This is a genomic window from Actinorhabdospora filicis, from assembly GCF_030269765.1.
Taxonomy (GTDB): domain Bacteria; phylum Actinomycetota; class Actinomycetes; order Mycobacteriales; family Micromonosporaceae; genus Actinorhabdospora; species Actinorhabdospora filicis.
The window spans coordinates 362,651-383,306 of the sequence record NZ_BSTX01000003.1; the positions used below are offsets into that span (position 1 = coordinate 362,651).

The window sequence follows — 20,656 nt, forward strand, 5'->3', positions numbered from 1 at the left end:
TCGCCTGAACGTGGATCCGGCGGCCGGTTGAGTGGGATCGGAGCCTCTTCGAAGCCGCTGCCGCGAATCTCCTCGGTCACCAGCCAGGACGCGTCCGGGGGCGGCTTCGCCCGGTCCGATGCGGAGGGCTCGGCGCCGGCGGGGTCCGGGGGTGGTTCCTCAGGGGCATGGGACATGAATTCATGCTAATCGCCCCATGCCGCACCACCACCGGCGTGAAGCCGCCCGGGCGTCACACCCGCGTTCGCGGCGGGAAGCGTTCAGCCCTGAACGAACCTTCGTTCGAGCTGAACCGAATGGTGAAGGAGGCGGTGCGGGGCCGCGAGACTCTAACCTTGAGTGACACCGACGGAAGGGGCGCCGATGCGGTCGGTTCCGGTGCTGATCGAGCAGTTGTCCCAGCACATCGACGCCCTGCTCGCGGGGAGTCCGGAGCGGTTATCCGATGAGCGGGCCATGGGCATCGCCGAGGAGTTGCGGCAGCGGCGCATCACCGAACCCGGTCAGGCACTCGGCGCCTGCATCGCGATCGCCACGCTGTATTTCATCCAAGGCGCGCCGTCAGCCGAGAATCAGCGGCGATCAGAGACCGTACGCACCGCCGCCGCCCTCTTCGCCACCATCGGGCCGATAGCGCCCGAGGCGATCCCGGCCGAGCTCCGGACACTCGTCAAGACCGATGCCCGGGTACCGAGGACGGCTCCGGAGCGGCTCGACGAGATGCGCGACAACGCGATCGACTCCCGGGATCCGGCCGCTCTGAACCTGGCCGCCGCGATCCTGCGGGCGACCGTTTCCGCTGACTCCGGCGGCCTGGCCGAAGTCGCGAGCCTGGCCGAGGTTCTGGGGGCTCGCGCCGAACGTACCCGTGACATCGAAGACCTCGACGAAGCCGTCGCGGTCGGGAAGATCTGGCTCGACAAGGCCGCCACATCCGATCCCGCCCGTGCCTTCCGGTTGTGGCGACTCGGCCTCGCCGAGTTCGGGCGGCACATCGTGCTCGGCGACCCCGCACCCCTCGACCAGGCCGTCATCCACACTCGCGCCGCCGTGAACACCGCGTCCCCGGACGACCCGAAACTCCAGTCGTACCTAACCGATCTCGGCCTGGGCCTGCATCTGAGAGCGGCGGCCACACGGAACGCCGGAGACATCGACGCCGCGATCACGGGGTGGCACCTGGCGCTGGACCGCACTCCACCCGGCGCCCCCGATGGCGTTGCGTACCAGTACAACCTGGGCTACATGTACTGGTTCCGGTACGCCGGCTCCAGCGACGGTACCGCGCTCGACTCCGCCATCGACATGTGGCGCGTGGTGGCCAACACGCCTTCCGGCGACCACTCGCGCGCTGAGTCGGCGCTGCCGTTGCTGGCCGAGGCGCTCCAGGTCAGGGCGTCGCGGAACGGGACGCTGACCGATGTCGACGAGAGCATCCGGGTACTCCGTGCGGGCATCGACTCCGGTGCGTCCCGCAACGATGAGGCGACTTTCGCCGCCGTACTCGGTAACGCGCTCTGGACCCGGCACGGCATCACCGGCGATCTCGGTGACCTGGATCAAGCCGTTGAGGAGACGCGGAAGGCGATCGCCTCGACTTCGGCCGAATCGTCCTCGCTCATCTCCCGAAAGGCCGGCCTCGCCAGTTTCCTGGTCACCCGGCACCGGGTCACCTCGGATGATCACGACCTCGCCGAGGCCGTCGATCTCGCCCGCGCCACCGTCGCCACGATGCCACCCGGCGGCGAGAAATCCGGCCTGATCCTGTCGAACGCCGGTGACATCCTGCGCACGCTCGCCGAACGCAATGGTGACCTCGCGGGTCTCGAAGCCGCGACGGCTCTGCTCCGGCGGGCGGTCGACGTCCTCGCCGTCACCGATTTCCACCGGGTCGCCACACTGGGCAACCTCGCCCTGGCCCTGTACCGAATGGCTTTCTGGACCGGGGACGTGGAACGGATCGACACGTCCATCGAGGTCGCTCGGGATGCCCTGCGAAGCGCGACCGAAGGCGGCCCGGACCAGGCGCGCGTTCTCGCCAACCTGGCGGTCGCGCTGCGTACGAGATACACGTTCACCGGAACCACCCGCGACCTGGACCAGGCCCTCGCCGCGGTCGAGGAAGCGCTGAACCGGACGCCCGCCGCGCACCCGAGCCGCGCTCAGCGTTTGGACGTACTCGCCTCCGTCCAGATCGAACAACACCGACGATACGCAACACCCGGTGTTCTCGACACCGCCATCGCCCGAGCCCGGCAGGCGGTCGACCTCACGTCGCCCGCGCACTCGTACCTCGCGTCGAGGTACACCACCCTCGGCGACGCACTCCTACTCCGATTCCATCGAAGCGGAGGCGGAGCGGACCTCGACGAAGCCGTCAGTTCGGCCAGGGCAGCGGTCGAGGCCACACCCGACGACGATCCACTCCACGCCGTGATGCTCGTGAACCTCGCGCACACGTTGCGCAACCGAGTCACCGTGACACACGATCCCGGTGACCTGGATGAGGTCGTACTGTCCGCGCGAAAGGCTCTGACTGAGCTACCGGACGACAGCCCGTACCGCACCAATGCCTGCTGGGCGCTGGCCACGGCGCTCAGCGAACGCTCCGAAATCGCCGACGGCGAGGCTTTCCCGCCGGAGACCATCGCGATGTTGACGGAGGCGTCAGCCGTCCCCGCTGGGGCGGCCCCGTTGCGTGTCAAGGCGGCCTACATCGCCGCCAGAATGCTCGTCCACGAGGGAGCCGAGAGCGCAGCTTTGCCACTGCTGCGAACCGCCGTCGAGCTTCTTCCACGCCTCGCCCGCCGCGACCTTGAGCGCCGCGATCAACGGCATCTGCTGGACGCGGAGGTTCCGATCCTCGCGATGGACGCCGCCGCCTGCGCCATCGGCGTCGGCGACCTGCCCGAGGCGGTGCGGCTGCTGGAACACGGCCGGGGTGTGATCTGGGGCCAGCTGCTCGATCGGCGCTCCGACCGTGGCGCGCTGCACGAGGCGTACCCGGACATCGCGGCCGAACTGGAACGCTGCCTCACCGCCTTGGACTCCGTCGACCGCCAGACGAACCCCGACTCGGGACTGACGCGGCACACGCAGCGGACCGGGAGCTCCACCGCGCGCCGTCTGGACGAACTGGTGGCCGAGATCCGCGCCCTCCCGGCGACCGAGGCGTTCCCGCACCCGGCCGAGTTCATGGGATCCCCGCGTCTTGAGCCGCTGATGCCACCTCCCGGTACCGGCCCGGTCGTGATCCTCAACATGAGCCGCTGGCGGTGCGACGCCCTCATCGTCACCGAGGACGAGATCGCCGTGGTTCCGTTGCCATTCGAGCAGCCCGAGGCCGCCGCGGTGACGACCCGGTACCTGGACGCACTACGCCGCAACACGGGCCCGGTGCGCGACCCGGAGTTGGAGACGCGAGCCAACCGGGTCCTCGAATGGCTGTGGGATCACGTCGCCGAACCGGTACTCGACCACCTCGCCTTCACGCCGGGGCGAACGAATCCGCCGCGCATCTGGTGGTGCCCGACCGGACCGCTGGCGCTCCTGCCGATCCACGCCGCCGGGTACCACCCCCGGGGAGACGGCCGTACGGTGCTCGACCGGGCTGTGTCCTCGTACGTCCCGAGCCTCCGCGCCTTGGCGTACGCACGGTCGCGGCAGGTCCCGGACCAGCGCCCCTCGGCCCTACTGGTATCGATTCCCAGGACCCCCGGCCTCGCTGAGCTGCCTGGCGTCACGAGGGAACACCGGATGTTCACCGAGTGCTTCGGGGCCGAGGCGGTCACCACGTTGACCGGCGTGTCCGCGACCCGCGAGGCGATCATCGCCGGTCTCGGTGAGAACGCGATCGTGCACGTCGCCTCGCACGGCGTCCAGAATCTGACGCGTCCGAGCGACGGTGGCCTGGTGCCCTACGACTGGGAGACGGCAGGTCTCGTTCGCGCCGACGACCTCGCGGGAACGCGCGGCGGGCCGGGTGGCCTCGCATTTCTCTCGGCGTGCCAGACCGCCATCGGGGGCGTGGTGAGCCTTGAGGAATCCGTCAACGTCGCCGCCGCGATGCACTACGCCGGGTGGCCGCACGTGATAGGCACCCTTTGGACGATCTTCGACGGAGCCGCCGCCGCGATCGCGGAGCGCTTCTATGAGCGGGTCATCCACGATGGGCGCGCCGACCTGTCCGTCAGCGCGTACGCACTGCACGACGCCGTCTTGGAACTCCGGGACAGGAATCCGCGCGACGCCGCCTACTGGGCCAGGTTCGTGCACTTCGGGCCCTGACCACTCGCTGCGACTGACCAGATCGCCACCAGCCAGGCACGAGAGATCAGGGGCAATGGGCTCGGCATGAAGCCGAACCAGCGGCTCGTCTTCGTCGGCTTCGTGACTCGACAGGCTGGGCTGGAGTATCCGTGAGCCACCGAAGGACGTCTGTGGGCGATGCTCAGGGGATCTCGGGATACGTACCAGCATAGGCGGCGAGTGCGTTCGTGTGGCGTTCCTCGACCACGGCGGCGGGTGGCCGGGCAGGCAACAAGACACCACCCCCTCACCCACTCAGCGCGGTGTGCAGCCGCTTCAGCGCCTTGGCCAGTAGCCGCGACACCTGCATCTGGGACACCCCGATCTCGGCGCCGATTTCGGCCTGGCTCATGTGGAGGAAGAAGCGCATCACCAGGATGCGGCGTTCGCGGGGTGGGAGGCCGATGATGGCGGGGCGGAGCCAGAGGTGGTCGTCGACGGCGGCGAAGCCGGGTTCGTCGGTGATGCCGGTTTCGACGTGGGCGGTGCGGGGATTGGGGGCGTCTAGGGAGACGAGGTGGTAGGCGTGGACGGCGCCCATGGCGTCGCGGACGGCGGACTGGTCGGCGCGCAGGTGGGTGGCGAGTTCGGCGATCGTCGGGGGGCGGGCGTGGCGGTGGGTGAGTTCTTCGGCGGCGGCGGTGAGGTCGCCGATGAGTTCCTGGGTCGAGCGGGGGACCTTCATGGTCCAGGCGAAGTCGCGGAAGTGGTGTTTGAGGGAGCCGACGATGTTGGGGATCGCGAAGCCGACGAAGGGGGTGCCGTGGCCGGGGTCGAAGGCGTCGACGGCTTTGACGAGGGCGGCGCGGGCGGTCTGGACGAGGTCCTCGACGGGTTCGCCCTTGCCGCGGAAGCGCCTGGCGAGGCGGCCGGCGAGGGGGAGCTGGGACTCGATGATGCGCGCGCGGAGGCGGGCGCGGCCGGGGTGGGTGGTGGGGAGGTCGTGGAGCGTCCGTAGTTGATCGTCGACGGTGAGGAGGGAGACGGTCGGCGCGAACCGGAAGGACATGGTGATCGACACCCTTGGTCGGAGGCGGCGGGTGGTGATCGCGGGGTCCGGGCGACCTGGCTGTGCGGTGGGTCAGCGGGTCTCGGTGCTGTCGACGATCGCCCTGGCGAGGTCGGCGACGCGCCGGTTGCGGTTGCGCGCGGCCGAGCGCAGGAGCTCGAAGCACTCGTGCATGTCGAGCCCGGTGCGTTCGGCGAGGACGCCCTTGGCCTGCTCGATCACCACGCGGCTGTCGAGGGCGTGGCGGAGCTGCCGGGCGAGGACGACGCGGTCGTCGACGGCGCGGGCCTGGAGGAGCCCGATGGTGGCGACGTCGGTGAGGGCCTGCCCGAGCCGGTGAGTGGCCGGGGGCAGCGGGCCGTACTCGGTGTCGAAGAGGTTGAGCGCGCCGATGACGTCGCCGCGCAGCCGCATCGGCAGCGCGTGCACGGAGCCGTAGCCGAGGGCGCTGGCCGCCTGGGCGAACTCCGGCCAGCGGACGGTCGCCGCGGGCGCCTTCAGGTTCGGGACGGCGACGGGCTCGCCGGTGCGGAAGCACTCCGGGCAGGGCCCCTCGCCGGTCTGCAGCTGGAGCAGCTCCAGCAGGTGCGTGCGCTCGCTCGAAGCGGCGGCGGTGCGCAGGTTCCCGCGCTGGTCGCTGAGCAGGACGCCGGCGGCCGAGACGCCGAGGACCTCGGAGCAGCGGACGGTGACCTGGTGCAGGAAGTCGAGGACGTCGAAGTCGGCGACGAGGGTGTCGGCGAACTCGGCGAAGGCCGTCGCGATGGCGTCCCATCGGCGTTCGCCGGCGGCATCGGAAGCACTGCGGGTAGATCGATTGTCGGGTGCGGTGGGCATGTGCACATCACCTGGGCTCAAGCGGCTAGGCGTTCACCGGACATGCGCGTTCGACCGCCGGGGGCATGGGCGACACATCGAGTCTAGGGCCACCGGGGTGATTCGGCACGATTCGGAACGTGCCGTTCGTGATCCGCATTTCATCCACTGTGGACGTCGTGACGCGCCCCCAAGTCCACGGTGGACGGTCCGGATCAGGCCCGGGGACGCAGCAGGTCGGCCGCCAGGTCCCGCGCCCGGGCCGCCGGGCCGTCGGCGCCCAGTGCCTGCGCGGAGGCGTAGACGCCCTCCAGGATCAGGGCGAGCCGGTCGGCGAGGCGTTCGGGCTCGGGGAGGCCGGTGGCGGCGGCGAGCTCGCCGAAGCGGGTGCGGACCCAGTCCTTGGTGTTGAAGGCGGCGCGGTGCACGGCGTGCGAGGCGTCGCCGAACTCGGCCAGGGCCATGAGGAACGCGCAGCCGCGGTAGACGTCGAGGCGGACGCTCGCGGCGGCGAAGTCGAAGACGGCCAGGACGCGGTCGGCGGGGTCCTCACCGGCGGCCGCGACGGCGGCGTCGAAGTCGGCGCGGTAGGCGGCGTCGGTGTGTTCGAGGTAGGCGAGGACGAGGGCGTCCTTGGACGGGAAGGCCCGGTACAGCGAGGTCGGCGCGATACCGGCCTCGGCGGCGATGAGGTCGACGCCGGTGGCCTGGATGCCGCGCCCGTAGAAGAGCCGCTGGGCGGTGGACAGGATCAGCTCGCGGGTCTCCGCCGCGGTTCGTCGCACGCGGGCCTCCTCTCCTCGGCGTCAATGATCCTTCAGTGTGGCGGCAGGCGCGAGGGCGGGCGGGCGTGTGACCCAGGTCATGTTAGGGAACGTTCCCTAACATGCTAGCTTCAGGCGGCGAACATCCGACACGTGTTCTAAGGAGACCTCCCGTCATGGACCTCGAACTCGCCGGTAAGACCGCGATCGTCACCGGCGGCAGCAAGGGCATCGGCCTGGCCACCGTCCGGCTGCTCATCGCCGAGGGCGCCCGCGTGGTCAGCGGATCGCGCACCATCACGCCCGAGCTCAAGGAGACCGGCGCGCACGCCGTCACCGTCGACCTGACCACCCCCGAGGGCGCGATCGCGCTCGTCGAGGCGGCCGTCGCCGAGTACGGCGGCGTGGACGTGCTCATCAACAACGTCGGCCTCGGCGACCACGCCGAACTCGCCGAGGGCGCCCTCACCGGGGTCTTCGACCTGGCCGAGGACGCCTGGGCCCGCGTCTTCGACCTGCACTTCTACAGCGCGCTGCGGGTCTGCCGGGCCGCCATGCCGCACCTGCTGGAGACCGGCGGCGTCATCGTGAACGTGTCCTCGGTGGGCGCGCGCCTCCTCAACGCCGGGGCACCCCACTACAACGTGGCCAAGGCCGCGCTGAACGCCCTGACGAAGCTGACCTCCGAGCAGTTCGCCCCGCGCGGCGTGCGCGCGCTGACCGTCTCGCCGGGACCGGTCGGCACCGGCGTGTGGACCGACCCGGACGGCTTCATCGCCCAGCTCGCCCGCAGGCAGGGCATGGGGCACCGGGAGTTCGCCGACCGGCTCATGGAGTCCATCGACGCGCCGACGGGCCGCATCTCCACGCCCGAGGAGGTCGCCCGCACGATCCTGTTCGCCGCCTCCCCGAACAACACCACCGGCGCCGAGCTCTTCGTCGACGGCGGCCTGGTCCGCCACCTGTGAACCACCGAGAGAGAAGAGGAACGGACATGCCGCTCGAAGGAAAGAACGCCGTGATCTACGGCGGCGGTGGCGCCATCGGCGGCGCCGTGGCACGCCACTTCGCCAGGGACGGCGCGCGGGTCTTCCTCGCCGGACGCACGATCGCCACGCTCGACGCCGTCGCCGCCGAGATCACCGCCCACGGCGGGCGGGCCGAGACCGCCCGGGTCGACGTCTTCGACTCCGACGCCGTCGAGGCCCACGCCGAGGCCGTCGCCGCGACCGCGGGCGGCATCGACATCGCGCTGAACGCCGTGAGCGTCATGCACGACCAGGGCACCACCCTGGCGGGCCTGTCCATCGCGGAGTTCATGCGGCCCGTCGACGGGTTCCTGCGCTCGCTGTTCATCACCAGCAAGGCCGTCGCCCGGCACATGGGCGGCGACCGTCCCGGGGTGATCCTGACCCTGTCGGAGCCGGGCGCCAAGCTCGCCATGCCCGGCCTCCTCGGGCACGCCGCCAGCGCGGCGGCCAAGGAGGCCTTCACCCGGGTCCTGGCCGCCGAGCTGGCCCCCGCCGGCGTGCGCGTCGTCGGCATCCGCCCGCACGCCGTCGCCGACGCCCCGGCGGCCGGGTCCTACACCGGCGAACTCTTCGCGCCGATGGCCGCCGCGAGCGGCCTGTCGGTCCCGGAGTTCCTCGACGGGGCCCTGGCCGGGGGCACCATGCTCAAACGGCTGCCGGAGCTGGCCGAGATCGCCGAGATGGCCGCCTTCCTGGCCTCCGGCCGGGCCCGCAACGTCACCGGGACGATCGTGAACCTCTCCGGCGGCGCGCTCGTGGACTGAGCGCACGGCGGTCCCTCACCCGCGAGGCACCGCGCAGCCCATCTCCCGCAGCTCCGCCGTCCCCTCGGCCTCCCCGCCGGGCAGCAGCAACAGTGTGATCGCCCGCTCGGCGCGCGCGCCGATCTTCTCCCACAGCCGCACCGAACGCTCCAGCTCGCCGGCGTCGCCGCTGAGACGGCCGTTGGCGCGGGCCAGGCAGGCCGAGGCCCAGTCGCTGAGGACGGCCATCGGCGCCGCCCGCGCCAGCAGCGCGGCGGCGCCGGGGAGCCCGGCGACGATGGCGAGCTCGGCGATGGCGGCCGGAAGGAGGTAGCTGGCCGGGGTCGACCACGTGGTGGCCAGCAGGCCCGCCACCAGCGCCGAGGGGTCGGCGGGGACGCCGGTGTGCACGGCCACGCGGACGTCGACGAGCCCGGCGAAGGGCCGCGGCGGCCCGTAGTTGGCCTCCTCGGCGCGGGCCCGCCACAGCCGGTGCCCGTCGAGGTCGCCGCGCATCCCGTGGGCGAGCGCGGCGGCGGAGAACGCCGAGCGCAGGGGCCCGTTGGCGGGGCGGCCGGTGTGGATCCAGCGCGTCCAGGCCGTCTCGGCGTGGGCGAGGGCGGCGTCGTAGTCGCCGGCGAGGGCCAGCGGCGGGACGAGCGTGCTCGCCGCGAGGTAGGTGTGGTCGCCGACGAGGTCGTCGGTGAGGGCGCGGCGGGCCACCGACAGCGCGGCGGGCAGGTCACCGGCGGCCAGGGCGTAGGTGGCGGCGGTGTTGATCACGTCGACGATCTCCACGGCGCCGCGCGGGTCCTCACGAGGCGCGGTGGACAGCACCGCCAGGCGCTCCAGGGTGTCGTGGTGGGCGTCGCGGATACGGCCCTCGGCGGCCGAGACCGCGCACTGGGCGTCCAGTCCGGTGCTCACCAGCATCGGGTCGCCGATGGCGTGGGCGGCGCGGGTGGCGGCCTCGGCGAGCGCGCGGTCGGGGCCGGTGCCGTCCCAGAAGGACGACCAGCTGGTGGCGGCGGCGAGGTGGGCGGCGGCGACGGGGTCGGACGGGTCGTGCGCGGCGATGGCCTCGGCGCGCAGCGCGTCGAGGTGGGCGCGTTCGGGCCGTTCGCGGAAGCCGCCGGGGAAGCGGTTGGCGGTGACCAGCGCCCAGGCGAGGGTCACGGTGAGGCCGAAGGAGTCCCCGGCCTCGCGGGCCTCGGCGGCGGCGTCGAGGAGCAGCCGGTAGGCGCCCTCGGGCGCCTCGATCGCGTGGGTGATGGCCGCCGCGCCGTGCAGGTCGTGGACGGCCTCCTCCCGCAGCGGGGCCAGCCGCGCGGCGCGCACGTAGTGCCCGAGGGCCTCGTGCAGGAAGCGGCGGGCGTAGGTGAGCCGCCCGAGCCCGCGCGCCAGGCGGTGCGCGCGTTCCTCGCGCTCCTCGGGCGCGGCGGCCAGCGCGGCGCGCAGGTCGTCGGCGACGATGTCGAACTCCGCGCGCCGGTCCGAGTCGTGCGGACGGGCCAGCAGCGCCGAGGCGGTGCCCGCCGCCCACGTCAGGTGCAGGTCGGCGACCTCGGCGGCGTCGGGACCGGCGCCGAGCTCGTCGAGGGCGTAGGCGCGGACCGTTTCCAGCATCCGCCACCGGTTCGCCGCCCGCTCGTGGGCCACCAGGCTCTTGTCGACCAGGCGTCCCAGGATGTCGGCGACGACGGCCCGGTCGGGATGCGCGGCCACCGCCACGGCCGCGTCGAGGTCGAAGCGCCCGGCGAAGACCGCCAGGCGCCGGAAGAGGGCGCGTTCGTGCTCGCCGAGCAGGTCGTGGCTCCAGGCGATGACCGCGCGCAGCGAGCGGTGCCGCTCGTCGGCGGCGCGGCCACCGGCGAGGAGCTGGAGGAAGTGCCCGCCGACGCCCGACAGGGCCGCCAGCAGCCCGGCGGCGCCGAGCGCGCTGGCGCGGGCGGCGGCCAGCTCGATGGCCAGTGGCATCCCGTCCAGCCGCGCGCAGAGCGCGGTCACCGCGGCCGGATCGTGATGGAAGCCGGGATCGGCGGCCAGGGCCCGGTCCCGGAACAGGCTCTCGGCGTCGGAGCCCAAGGGCAGCGGCCCCAGCGGGACGACGCGCTCACCGGGGACGCCCAGCCGCTCCCGGCTGGTGGCCAGTATCCGCACGCCCGGGCAGGCCGACAGGATCCGGTCGGCGAAACCGGCGGCGGCGTCCAGGAGGTGCTCGCAGTTGTCTAGGACCAGCAGCGCCGGTTCCCGCCCGAAGTGGGCGATGACGGCGTCCTCAAGGGACTGCGGCGCGTGCTCGGTGACCGCCAGTGTCGCCGCCACGGCCTGGACCAGGAAGTCCGCCCCGACCGGCACCAGGTCGGCGTAACCGCCGGGCAGGCCGTGATCGCGGGCGAAGCGCGCCGCCAGCCGCGTCTTGCCGACCCCGCCCGGCCCGGTCACCGTGACCAGGCGCGACACCGCCAGCGCGGCCCGGATCGCCTCGCGTTCCTCCTCGCGCCCGATGAAGGATGTGCGCGGCGCGGGCAGCCCGGCGAACTCCCCGCGCGGGCTCGCCGGGGCGAGCTCGCCGAGCTCGCGGCGGTCGGCCACGCCGTACTTGCGCAGCAGTGAGGAGACGTGGCTTTCGACGGTCCGGACGGAGATGTGCAGGCGGCGGGCGATCTGGGCGTTGGTGAGCCGGTCCCGCAGTGCCGCCAGGACTTCCGTTTCGCGTTCGGAGACTCCAGCCACCCGCCGAAAGCTACCAGCGGCCTGGGTCAGGACGCCGGGACCGCGCACTCCAGGGCGTCCAGCTCCGACGCGCCCTCGGCCGCCCGGCCCGGCAGGAGCAGCAGCGTGATCGCCCGTTCGGCGCGGGCGCCGATCTTCTCCCACAGCGTCACCGAGCGCTCCAGCTCGCCCTCGTCACCGGTGAGGCGGCCGGTGGCGCGGGCCAGGCAGGCCGCGGCCCAGTCGCTGTGTTCGGCCATCGCGGACGCCTCGGCGAGACGTTCGGCGGCGCCGGGGAGCCCGGCGGCGACGGCGAGCTCGGCGGCGGCCGGGAGCAGATAGGTCGGCGCCGGTCCCCACGCGCCGCCGAAGGCGCGCTCGACGAGCCCGGCGGCGTCGCGGAAGTCCCCACTGTGGACGGCGACGCGGATCTCCACGAACTCCGGGAAGGAGCCGCGCACACCGAACTGGGCGTCCTCGGCGCGCGCCTGCCACACCCGGTGCCCCTCGGCGTCCCCGCGCATGCCCAGCGCGAGGGCCGCCCCGGCCAGGGCGGAGCGGACGCGCCCGTTGGCCGGTCGGCCCGCGCGCAGCCAGCCCTCCCAGCTCGCGCGGGCGCGATCGAGAGCGGAGTCGTACTCGCCCATCAGCGCCAGCGGCGGGACGAGGGTGCTCGCGGCGAGGTAGGGGTGATCGCCGACGAGGTCGTCGGTGAGCGCGCGGCGGGCCACCGCGACTGCGGACGGCAGGTCGCCCACGGCGAGGGCGTAGGTGGCGGCGGTGCGGACGACGTCGACGATCTCCACCGCTCCGTGCGGGTCCTCGCGGGAGGCCGTCGACAGCACCGCCAGGCGCTCCATGGCCTCCCGGTGGGCGTCGCGGACGTGCCCGGCCATCGCCGAGACCGCGCACAGCGCGTCCAGCCCGGCGCTGAGCAGCATCGGCTCACCGGCGGCGCGGGCGGTGGCCACGGCCGCCTCCGCGAGGGCGCGGTCGGGCTCGGGCCCGGTCCAGAAGGACGCCCAGCTCGCCGCCGCGGCCAGGTGCGCCACGGCCACCGGGTCGCCCGGGTCGTGGGCGAGCTCGGCCTCGGCGCGCAGCGCGTCGAGGCGGGCGCGGTCGGGGCGGTCGCGGAAGCCGCCGGGGAAGCGGTCGGCGGTGACCAGCGCCGAGGCGAGGCTGACGGCCAGCGCGAAGGAGTCTCCGGCGTCCCGGGCGCGCGCGGCGGCGTCGAGGAGCAGCGCGAAGGCGTCCTCGGGGGTCGCGGTGGCGTGGGTGAGGGCGGCGGCGCTGCGCAGGTCGCGCACGGCCTCGCCCGGGGACGCCGCCAGCCGCGCGGCACGCAGGTAGTGGCCGAGGGCCTCGTGGACGAAGCGGCGGGCGTAGGCCAGCCGCCCGAGGCCGCGCGCGAGGGCGTGCGCGCTCTCGCCCCCGGTGGCCGTGGCCGCGCGGAGGTCGTCGGCGACCAGGTCGAAGTCCGCGCGCCAGCCGGGCTCGTCCAGGCGCGTCTGGAGCGCGCTCGCGGTGGCGGCGGCCCAGTCGAGGTGCCGCCCGGCGAGCCCGGGATCGGCCGGCAGCTCGCGCGCGTAGGCGCGGACCGCCTCCAGCATCCGCCACCGGTTCGCCGCCCGCTCGTGGGCGACGAGGCTCTTGTCGACCAGCCGCCCGAGGGTGTCGGCGACCAGCGGCCGCTCCATCGCGGCCACCGCCACGGCGGCGTCGAGGTCGAAGCGGCCGGCGAAGACGCCCAGGCGGCCGAAGAGGACGCGCTCGTCGGCGTCGAGCAGGTCGTGGCTCCAGGCGATGACCGCCCGCAGCGAGCGGTGCCGCTCATCGGCGGCGCGGCCACCGGCGAACAGCCGCAGGAAGTCGCCCCCGGACAGCGCGGTGAGCAGCCCGGACGCGCCCAGCGCGGCGGCCCGGGCGGCGGCCAGCTCGATCGCCAGGGGCATCCCGTCCAGCCGCGCGCACAGCTCGGCGACCGCGCCGGGCTCGTCGTGGAAGTCCGGGTCGGCCGAGGCCGCCCGGTCCCGGAACAGCTCCTGCGCGTCCGAGCCCACCGGCAGCGGCCCCAGCGGGACCACCCGCTCACCGGGGACGCCCAGCCGCTCACGCCCGGTGGCCAGGATCCGCACGCCCGGGCAGGCCGTCAGCAGCCGGTCGGCGAAACCGGCGGCGGCGTCCAGGAGGTGCTCGCAGTTGTCGAGCACCAGCAGCGCCGGATCGGCGCCCAAATGCGCGATCACCGCCTCCTCAAGGGGCTGCGGTGCCCGTTCGGTGACGCCCAGGGCCGCCGCGACGGTCTGGACGAGGAAGTCCGCCCCGACCGGGACGAGGTCGGCGTAGGCGCCCGGCAGGCTGTGCTCGGCGGCGAAGCGCACCGCCAGCCGCGTCTTGCCGACCCCACCGGGCCCGGTCACCGTCACCAGGCGCGACACCGACAGCGCCGCCCGGATCGCCTCCCGCTCCTCCTCGCGCCCGATGAACGACGTCCGCGGCACGGGCAGGCCCGCGACCACCCGGACGGGCGGCGCGTCGGACGCCGGGGCCAGCCCGGCGAGCTCCCGGCGGTCGGCCACCCCGTACTTGCGCAGCAGCGAGGACACGTGGCTCTCCACCGTCCGCACCGAAATGTGCAGCCGACGGGCGATCTGGGCGTTGGTCAGGCGCTCACCCAGCGCCGCCAGCACCTCGTTCTCCCGCTCCGACACCCCGGCCACCAGCCGAAACTACCAGCAAGATCCACGGTGTTCTCCGTGGTGGATCGGTGGCCGCCACGGATGCCCTCGCGGTCGCCCCCGCCGGAGTCTGGGACCCGAAGCGAAAACGAAAGGTCCCCTCTCATGCAACTCACCGCACCAGCGCAGACGGCCCCACCCCGGGCGACCGCCCGGGAATGGACCGGCCTGGCCGTGCTGGCCCTGCCCACCCTCCTGCTGTCGATGGACGTGAGCGTGCTCTACCTGGCGCTGCCGCAGATGAGCGCCGACCTCGGCGCCACCGGCACCCAGCAGCTGTGGATCCTCGACATCTACTCCTTCATGCTGGCCGGGCTGCTGGTCACCATGGGCACCCTCGGCGACCGCATCGGCCGCCGCCGGCTCCTGCTGATCGGCGCGACCGCCTTCGCGGGCGTCTCCCTCCTGGCCGCCTACTCCCGCAGCCCGGAGACGCTCATCGCGGCCCGCGCGCTGCTCGGCGTCGCCGGGGCCACGCTGATGCCGTCCACGATGGCGCTCATCCGCAACATGTTCCGCGACCCCAAGCAGATGGCCGCCGCCATCGGCGCCTGGTTCGCCTGCTTCATGGGCGGCATGACCGTCGGGCCCCTGGTCGGCGGGCTCATGCTCGGCCACTTCTGGTGGGGCTCGGCGTTCCTGCTCGGCGTCCCGGTCATGGTGCTCCTGCTGATCGCCGGTCCCCGCCTGCTCCCCGAGTACAAGGCCCCCGACGCCGGACGCCTCGACCCCCTCAGCGTCGTGCTGTCGCTGGCGGCGATCCTGCCGGTCATCTACGGCCTGAAGGAACTGGCCCGCCAGGGCTGGCACCCGCTGCCCGCGCTGGCGATCGTGGCCGGACTGGCCGTCGGCGTCCTCTTCGTCCGCCGCCAGGGCAACCTCGCACACCCCCTGCTCGACCTGCGGCTGTTCACCAACCGGCGCTTCACCACCGCACTGGCCATGATGCTGTTCGGCGGCGTCGTGATGGCCGGGATCTCCCTCATGGGCAGCATCTACCTGCAACTCGTGGTCGGGCTGACCCCGTGGGCGGCGGGACTGTCGATGATCCCGCAGAACATCGCCATGGCCGTCGGCTCCGGGCTCGCCCCGGCCCTGACCCGCAAACTGCGGCCCACCACCGTCATCGCCACCGGCCTGCTGCTGGCCGCGGCCGGCCTGGCCATGCACATCCTCGCCGACGGCGGGCGCGGCATGGTGATCGCCGGGATGACCGTCGCCTCGCTCGGGCTGTCGATGCCCATGTCGCTGCTGATGAACGTGATCATGTCCGCCGCGCCACCCGAGCGCGCCGGATCGGCCGCCTCGGTATCGGAGACCAGCGGCGAGTTCGGCATCGCGCTGGGCATCGCCTCCCTCGGCAGCGTCGGGACGGCCGTCTACGCCGCCACCCTCGTCGTCCCCGACGGCGTGCCCGCCGCGCTCGCCGAGACCGCCCGCGGCGATCTCGCCGCGGCCACCGCGGTGGCCGCCGAACTGCCCCCGAGCGTCGGCGCCGAACTCCTAGACGCCGCCCGCAGCGCCTTCACCGGCGGCATCAACGCCGTCGGCGCGATCGGCGCGGCGATCTTCCTGACCCTGGCGGTCCTGGCCGTGGCGGTCCTGCGCCGCCACGAGACCGCCGCCGAGACCACCGAATCCTGACGAGAGAAGAGACCATCGTGCAGTTCACCACCTCCGCCGACGGCACCAAGATCGCCTACGACATCGTCGGCGAGGGCACCCCCGTCGTCCTGGTCGCCGGGGCCATCGGGCACCGCGCCATCGACCCCGTCTCCGGCGCCCTCGCCGGGCTGCTCGCGCGGCGGCACACCGTCCTCAACTACGACCGCCGGGGCCGCGGCGACAGCGTCGACACCGCCCCCTACGCCGTCGAACGCGAGATCGAGGACCTGAACGCCGTCATCGAGGCCGCCGGAGGCGAGGCCGCCATCTACGGGATCTCCTCCGGCGCGGTCCTGGCGATCCGGGCCGCCGGAGGCCTGCCCGGCATCACCCGCCTCGCCGTCTACGAGCCGCCCGTCATCGTCGACGACAGCCGCCCCCCGCTGCCCGGCGACTACGTCGAGCAGCTGGACGCCCTCCTCGACGACGGCCGCTCCTTCGACGCGCTGGCGCTGTTCATGACCGCCGCCGTCGGCGCGCCCGTGGAGTACGTCGACGCGATGCGCGGCGAGCCGTTCTGGCCGGGCATGGCCGCCGTCGCCCACACCCTCGCCTACGACGGCCGCGTCATGGGCGAGACGATGTCCGGCCGCCCGCTGCCGGCCGAGTGGGCCGACATCACCGTCCCCGCCCTGGTCATCGACGGCGGCGCCAGCGACCCGTACGTGCGCTCGGGGGCCGACGCCCTGGGCGCGCTGCTGCCGAACGCCTCCCGGGTGACCCTGGACGGGCAGACGCACATGGTCGACCCGGCGGTGCTGGCCCCGGTCCTCCTGGACTTCTTCGCCGCCTGACACACACCACCGCAAAGCCCCGTGGCCCCTGGGCCACGGGGCTTTCAGCCGAGCTGGTCGCGCCGCCGCGCCAGATGGGCCCGCTCGGCGGTGTTGCCCGCCAGCGCGATCGCCCGCTCATAGGCGTCGCGGGCCTCACCACCGCGGCCCAGGCGGCGCAGCAGATCGGCGCGGGTGGCGTGGAAGGCGTGGTACCCGTCCAGCGGCAGCGCCTCGATCTCGGCGAGGGCGACCTGCGGCCCGTCCAGCTCGGCCAGCGCGATCGCCCGGTTCAGCCGCACGATCGGCGAGGGATCCACCCGCGCGAGCTGGTCGTAGAGGGCCACCACCTGGTTCCAGCAGGTGTCGCGGACGTCGGGGGCGTCGGTGTGGACGGCGTTGATCGCGGCCATGATCTGGTACCGCCCGGGCGCCTCGCCCGAGGCCAGCCGCGCGCGGACCAGCGCGTGTCCCTCGGCGATGAGCGCGCGGTCCCAGGAGCCGCGGTCCTGCTCGTGCAGGCCGACGAGCTCACCGCTCGCCGAGACGCGCGCGGTCCGGCGGGCCTCGATGAGCAGCATCAGCGCCAGCAGCCCGGCCACCTCGCCGTCACCGGGCAGCAGCTCGCGAACCAGGCGGGTGAGGCGCACGGCCTCGGCGGTCAGGTCGCCGCGCACGGCTTCCGTCCCGGGCCCGCTGGTCAGATAGCCCTCATTGAAGATCAGGTAGAGGACGGCCAGGACGCCCGTCACCCGCGCCGGGAGATCCTCCCGCGACGGCACCCGGTACGGGATCCGCGCCGCCTTGATCTTGGCCTTGGCGCGCGTGATCCGCTGCCCCATCGCCGTCTCCTGCACCAGGAACGCCCGCGCGATCTCGGCGACGGTCAGCCCGCCGACCATGCGCAGGGTCAGCGCGATCCGCGTCTCCATGGCCAGCGCCGGATGGCAGCAGGTGAAGACCAGCCGCAGCCGGTCGTCGTCGATGGCGCCCAGGGGCTCCGGGGACGGGGTGTCGGACCGCATGAGCGCCTCCCGGTGCAGCTCGTCGCGTCTGCTCTCCCGGCGCAGCCGGTCGATGGCCTTGCGGTGGGCGGTGGTGGTCAGCCACGCGCCCGGATTGGGCGGGACGCCCTCGTCAGGCCAGCGCTCCACGGCCACCGCGAAGGCCTCGGCGGCCATCTCCTCGGCGATCCCGAGATCACCGATCCGCCGCGCGAGGGTGGCGACCACCCGGGCCCATTCCTCACGGTGGACCCGGATGATCGCCGAACCGATGTCGCTCATGCGCCGTGGAAGGCCCGCAGCTCGACCCGGCGGTTGCAGGCCCGCGAGCCCTCGGCCGCCAGCCGGGAGGCGACGTCGAAGTCGGCGGCCTCGATGATCCAGAAACCGACGATGAACTCCTTCGACTCCAGGTAGGGCCCGTCGGTGAGGACCGGCTCACCACCGCGGCCGTCGATGACGGTGGCCGCCTCCGGGCCACTGAGGCCGTTGGCGAAGACCCAGTGGCCCTCGGCGCGCAGCGCGTCGTTGAACACGTCGATCGCGGCCATCTCCTCCTCGGTACCGGGGTTGGTGCCGTCGTCGAGGACCGAAATCAGGTACTGCATGCGACTCTCCCGTCGTGTGGGGCCCGCTCTCCGGGCCGCCTCTCACCCCTACTACGAACGCCGCGACCCCGATCCGACACCGCCCGAAAGAAAAAGTTCGGCGTACTTCCCCGGCGGTACGACCAAGACGGCACCGCGGCACGACGACCGGCGCGCCCGTTTCGGACAGTCTCGTCCCATGAGAGTCCCGACGCCAGCCACCCGTCCACTGCAAGTCGCCGTCGCGGTCTGCGCCGCGGTCTTCACCGCCGGGACGGCCCTGCACAACTTCGCCGTCGTCGACCGCGACCTGGTCACCGCCATGATGGCCGCCTCCGGGGTCGCCGACCCGGACGGGCGGGCCGCCGGGTTCACCACCGGGTTCCGGATCGTCGGCTGCCTCTACGTCCTCGGCAACGCCGTCGGCCTGCTCGCCTTGAGCACCCCGCGCGCCTGGGTGTACTGGACGGTCCTGGCCGTCAACGCCACCCAGGCCCTGGGCTGGGTGATGATCCCGCCGGTCATGTGGCCGACGGTGGTGGACGCCCACGGGCCCGCCGGGGTCCTCCCCGCCGCCGTCACCGACGGCGGCGCGGCGGTCCTGACGCTGGTGCTGCTGGCCTTCCTCGTCCGCCATCGCGCGCCCTGGGCGATGCGCGCGCGATAATCACGATGATGCCGATCCGCGCCATGGTCTCCCTCGCGCTCGCGGTCTTCTGCGTGGCCGCCACGGCCTCGCTGGACGGCGCGATGCCCACGCCCGGCACGGCGGCGCTGCTGGCCGTCCCGTGCCTGCTCCTCGCCCTGCCGGACCGCCTGCTGCCGGTGACCGTGGCCGGCGCGGTCGCCGGGCCGCTGCTCTTCTACGGCCTGGGCCTCATGAGCATCTTCGCCGCCACCCCCACCGTGGTGGCCGTCTTCCTGGCCGCGCGGGCCGGGCGGACGCTCCTCGCGCCGGCCGCCGCCGTCCTCGTCCCGGGCGTCTACCTCGTCGCCCCCGCCCTCGACGGTCCACTGTGGATCGCCGCCTGGCTGGCCGCCGGATGGTGCGCCGGATACGCGCTGCGCCAGCGCGACCGGCTCCTGGCGGGCGAGCGGCTGCGGGCCGAGGCCGCCGAGCGGCAGGGCGCCGAGCGCGAGCGCCTGCGCATCGCCCGCGAGCTCCACGACTCGCTCACCCACGGCATCTCGGTGATCAGCGTCCAGGCGGGCGTGGCCCAGCACCTGCCCGAGCGCGCGCCGCAGGCCCTGGCGGTGATCCGCGCGGCGGCCTCGGACGCGCTGCGCGAACTGCGCGCCACCGTGGAGGTCCTGCGCCGCGTCGACGACGGGAGCGACCCCGCCGCGCCCGGCCCCGGCCTGCGCGACCTGGCCCGGCTCGTGACCGCCTCCGAGGCGGCCGGACTGACCGTGACGGTCCACCGCGAGCCGCTGGCGCTCACCCCCGAACTCGACCGCGCGGCCTACCGCATCGCCCAGGAGTCCCTGGCGAACGCCGCCCGGCACGCGCCCGGCGCGAGCGTCACCGTCCACATCGGAGTAAAGGAGTCCCGGCTGGTGCTGCGCGTGCACAGTGGGCCCGGCACACGGCCCGGCGCCGGAGGAGGCGCGGGCACCGGTATCGCCGGGATGCGCGAGCGCGCCGCCCTCCTCGGCGGCGAGCTCACCGCCGGGCCCGAGCGCGGCGGCTTCACCGTCCACGCACTGCTGCCGATGGAGAGGGGGACGCCGTGATCCGCGTGCTGCTGGCCGACGACCAGGCGCTCATCCGCGCCGGATTCGCCGCGCTGCTCGGCTCGGTCCCCGGCATCGAGGTCGTCGCCGAGGCCGCCGACGGCGCCCAGGCCCTCGCGCGAGCGCGGGAACACCGCCCCGACGTGGTCTTCATGGACGTCCAGATGCCCGGCGTCAACGGCATCGAGGCCACCCGCGCCATCACCGCCGACCCGGACCTCACCGCCACCCGCGTGGTCATGCTGACCAACTACGAACTCGACGTCTACGTCTTCGAGGCACTACGGGCGGGGGCGTGCGGATTCCTCCTGAAGGACACCGAACCCGCCGAACTCATGCGCGCCGCCCGGATCGCCGTCGACGGCGGAGCCCTGCTGTCGCCGGGCGCCACCCGCAGGCTCGTCGCCGAGTACGTCGCCCGCCCGCCGACACCGGTCACACCGCCCGGCCTCGACCGGCTCACCGCCCGCGAGCGGGAGATCCTCACCCTCGTCGGGGCCGGGCTGTCCAACCACGACATCGCCGCGCGCCTGCACATCACCGGGACCACCGCCAAGACCCATGTGAGTCGCGTCATCGCCAAACTCGGCGCCCGCGACCGCGCGCAGCTCGTCGTGGCCGCCTACGAGGGCGGACTCGTCGTCGCACGCGGTGACCAGGGGTGGACCGGCTGGCCATGATGGTGCACCCTTACGCGAGGTCGCCGTCAAAACGGCGTCAGACCGCATAAGGAGACGGGTGTGAGCGGCGAGGTCGAGTACGCGGTTCC

The 20,656-nt window shown here is 73.5% G+C and carries 15 protein-coding genes; 8 read left to right on the top strand and 7 right to left on the bottom strand.

Annotated features, from left to right (window positions below):
* Positions 1 to 378 precede the first annotated feature (378 nt).
* A complete protein-coding gene (locus QSK10_RS21975; RefSeq protein WP_285664806.1) occupies positions 379 to 4,287 on the top strand; it encodes a CHAT domain-containing protein in 3,909 nt (1,302 codons plus the stop codon).
* Between the two features lie 268 nt (positions 4,288 to 4,555).
* Here the strand turns inward: QSK10_RS21975 and QSK10_RS21980 are convergent, their stop codons facing one another.
* From QSK10_RS21980 to QSK10_RS21990, 3 genes are all read right to left on the bottom strand, one after another.
* Entirely contained in the window at positions 4,556 to 5,317 is a 762-nt protein-coding gene (locus tag QSK10_RS21980) for a sigma-70 family RNA polymerase sigma factor (RefSeq protein ID WP_285664808.1), read from the bottom strand.
* 72 nt (positions 5,318 to 5,389) lie between these two features.
* Positions 5,390 to 6,154 (bottom strand): GAF and ANTAR domain-containing protein, encoded by a 765-nt coding sequence (locus QSK10_RS21985; protein ID WP_285664809.1) that lies wholly within the window; start codon positions 6,152 to 6,154, stop codon positions 5,390 to 5,392.
* Between the two features lie 194 nt (positions 6,155 to 6,348).
* A complete protein-coding gene (locus QSK10_RS21990; protein WP_285664810.1) occupies positions 6,349 to 6,918 on the bottom strand; it encodes a TetR/AcrR family transcriptional regulator in 570 nt (189 codons plus the stop codon).
* A gap of 155 nt (positions 6,919 to 7,073) precedes the next feature.
* Here QSK10_RS21990 and QSK10_RS21995 point away from each other — a divergent pair, with 155 nt between their 5' ends.
* Together QSK10_RS21995 and QSK10_RS22000 are read left to right on the top strand one after the other, a co-directional pair.
* Positions 7,074 to 7,865, top strand: coding sequence for an SDR family NAD(P)-dependent oxidoreductase (locus QSK10_RS21995; RefSeq protein WP_285664812.1), 792 nt, complete (start codon positions 7,074 to 7,076; stop codon positions 7,863 to 7,865).
* 26 nt (positions 7,866 to 7,891) lie between these two features.
* Positions 7,892 to 8,692 carry an SDR family NAD(P)-dependent oxidoreductase gene (locus QSK10_RS22000; RefSeq protein ID WP_285664813.1) on the top strand — a complete coding sequence of 267 codons (801 nt, stop codon included), beginning with the start codon at positions 7,892 to 7,894 and terminating at the stop codon, positions 8,690 to 8,692.
* Between the two features lie 15 nt (positions 8,693 to 8,707).
* On the opposite strand, the gene QSK10_RS22005 is transcribed toward QSK10_RS22000, so the two are convergent.
* Both QSK10_RS22005 and QSK10_RS22010 read right to left on the bottom strand, forming a co-directional pair.
* Complete coding sequence (locus QSK10_RS22005; protein ID WP_285664815.1) at positions 8,708 to 11,407, bottom strand: ATP-binding protein; 2,700 nt, start codon at positions 11,405 to 11,407, stop codon at positions 8,708 to 8,710.
* A gap of 26 nt (positions 11,408 to 11,433) precedes the next feature.
* Positions 11,434 to 14,106, bottom strand: coding sequence for an ATP-binding protein (locus tag QSK10_RS22010; protein ID WP_285664817.1), 2,673 nt, complete (start codon positions 14,104 to 14,106; stop codon positions 11,434 to 11,436).
* A gap of 123 nt (positions 14,107 to 14,229) precedes the next feature.
* Between QSK10_RS22010 and QSK10_RS22015 the strand changes: the two genes are divergently transcribed.
* Both QSK10_RS22015 and QSK10_RS22020 read left to right on the top strand, forming a co-directional pair.
* Positions 14,230 to 15,768, top strand: a complete 1,539-nt coding sequence (locus QSK10_RS22015) for an MFS transporter (protein WP_285664819.1) — start codon at positions 14,230 to 14,232, stop codon at positions 15,766 to 15,768.
* A gap of 17 nt (positions 15,769 to 15,785) precedes the next feature.
* On the top strand, positions 15,786 to 16,583 hold the full coding sequence (locus tag QSK10_RS22020) for an alpha/beta fold hydrolase (protein ID WP_285664821.1): 798 nt from the start codon (positions 15,786 to 15,788) through the stop codon (positions 16,581 to 16,583).
* A gap of 44 nt (positions 16,584 to 16,627) precedes the next feature.
* Here the strand turns inward: QSK10_RS22020 and QSK10_RS22025 are convergent, their stop codons facing one another.
* Together QSK10_RS22025 and QSK10_RS22030 are read right to left on the bottom strand one after the other, a co-directional pair.
* On the bottom strand, positions 16,628 to 17,848 hold the full coding sequence (locus QSK10_RS22025) for an RNA polymerase sigma factor (RefSeq protein WP_285664823.1): 1,221 nt from the start codon (positions 17,846 to 17,848) through the stop codon (positions 16,628 to 16,630).
* The gene (locus tag QSK10_RS22030; protein ID WP_285664825.1) at positions 17,845 to 18,174 is read right to left on the bottom strand and encodes a YciI family protein; all 330 of its coding nucleotides are present in this window, start codon (positions 18,172 to 18,174) and stop codon (positions 17,845 to 17,847) included. Before QSK10_RS22030 ends, QSK10_RS22025 begins: the two co-directional genes overlap by 4 nt.
* A 178-nt stretch (positions 18,175 to 18,352) precedes the next feature.
* Here QSK10_RS22030 and QSK10_RS22035 point away from each other — a divergent pair, with 178 nt between their 5' ends.
* Genes QSK10_RS22035 through QSK10_RS22045 form a run of 3 tightly spaced genes read left to right on the top strand, consistent with a single transcriptional unit; the run spans position 18,353 to position 20,567 of the window.
* The gene (locus tag QSK10_RS22035) at positions 18,353 to 18,820 is read left to right on the top strand and encodes a hypothetical protein (RefSeq protein ID WP_285664827.1); all 468 of its coding nucleotides are present in this window, start codon (positions 18,353 to 18,355) and stop codon (positions 18,818 to 18,820) included.
* 8 nt (positions 18,821 to 18,828) lie between these two features.
* Positions 18,829 to 19,887 (top strand): sensor histidine kinase, encoded by a 1,059-nt coding sequence (locus QSK10_RS22040; protein WP_285664828.1) that lies wholly within the window; start codon positions 18,829 to 18,831, stop codon positions 19,885 to 19,887.
* Positions 19,884 to 20,567, top strand: a complete 684-nt coding sequence (locus QSK10_RS22045; RefSeq protein ID WP_285664829.1) for a response regulator — start codon at positions 19,884 to 19,886, stop codon at positions 20,565 to 20,567. Before QSK10_RS22040 ends, QSK10_RS22045 begins: the two co-directional genes overlap by 4 nt.
* The last annotated feature ends 89 nt before the right edge of the window (positions 20,568 to 20,656 follow it).

Bases quoted from the DNA above. Each gene is read 5' to 3' on its own strand.
- QSK10_RS22015 (WP_285664819.1), top strand. From the start codon at position 14,230: ATGCAACTCACCGCACCAGCGCAGACGGCCCCACCCCGGGCGACCGCC.
- QSK10_RS21995 (WP_285664812.1), top strand. From the start codon at position 7,074: ATGGACCTCGAACTCGCCGGTAAGACCGCGATCGTCACCGGCGGCAGC.
- QSK10_RS22030 (WP_285664825.1), bottom strand. From the start codon at position 18,174: ATGCAGTACCTGATTTCGGTCCTCGACGACGGCACCAACCCCGGTACC.
- QSK10_RS22000 (WP_285664813.1), top strand. From the start codon at position 7,892: ATGCCGCTCGAAGGAAAGAACGCCGTGATCTACGGCGGCGGTGGCGCC.
- QSK10_RS21985 (WP_285664809.1), bottom strand. From the start codon at position 6,154: ATGCCCACCGCACCCGACAATCGATCTACCCGCAGTGCTTCCGATGCC.
- QSK10_RS22025 (WP_285664823.1), bottom strand. From the start codon at position 17,848: ATGAGCGACATCGGTTCGGCGATCATCCGGGTCCACCGTGAGGAATGG.
- QSK10_RS21980 (WP_285664808.1), bottom strand. From the start codon at position 5,317: ATGTCCTTCCGGTTCGCGCCGACCGTCTCCCTCCTCACCGTCGACGAT.
- QSK10_RS22035 (WP_285664827.1), top strand. From the start codon at position 18,353: ATGAGAGTCCCGACGCCAGCCACCCGTCCACTGCAAGTCGCCGTCGCG.
- QSK10_RS22040 (WP_285664828.1), top strand. From the start codon at position 18,829: ATGCCGATCCGCGCCATGGTCTCCCTCGCGCTCGCGGTCTTCTGCGTG.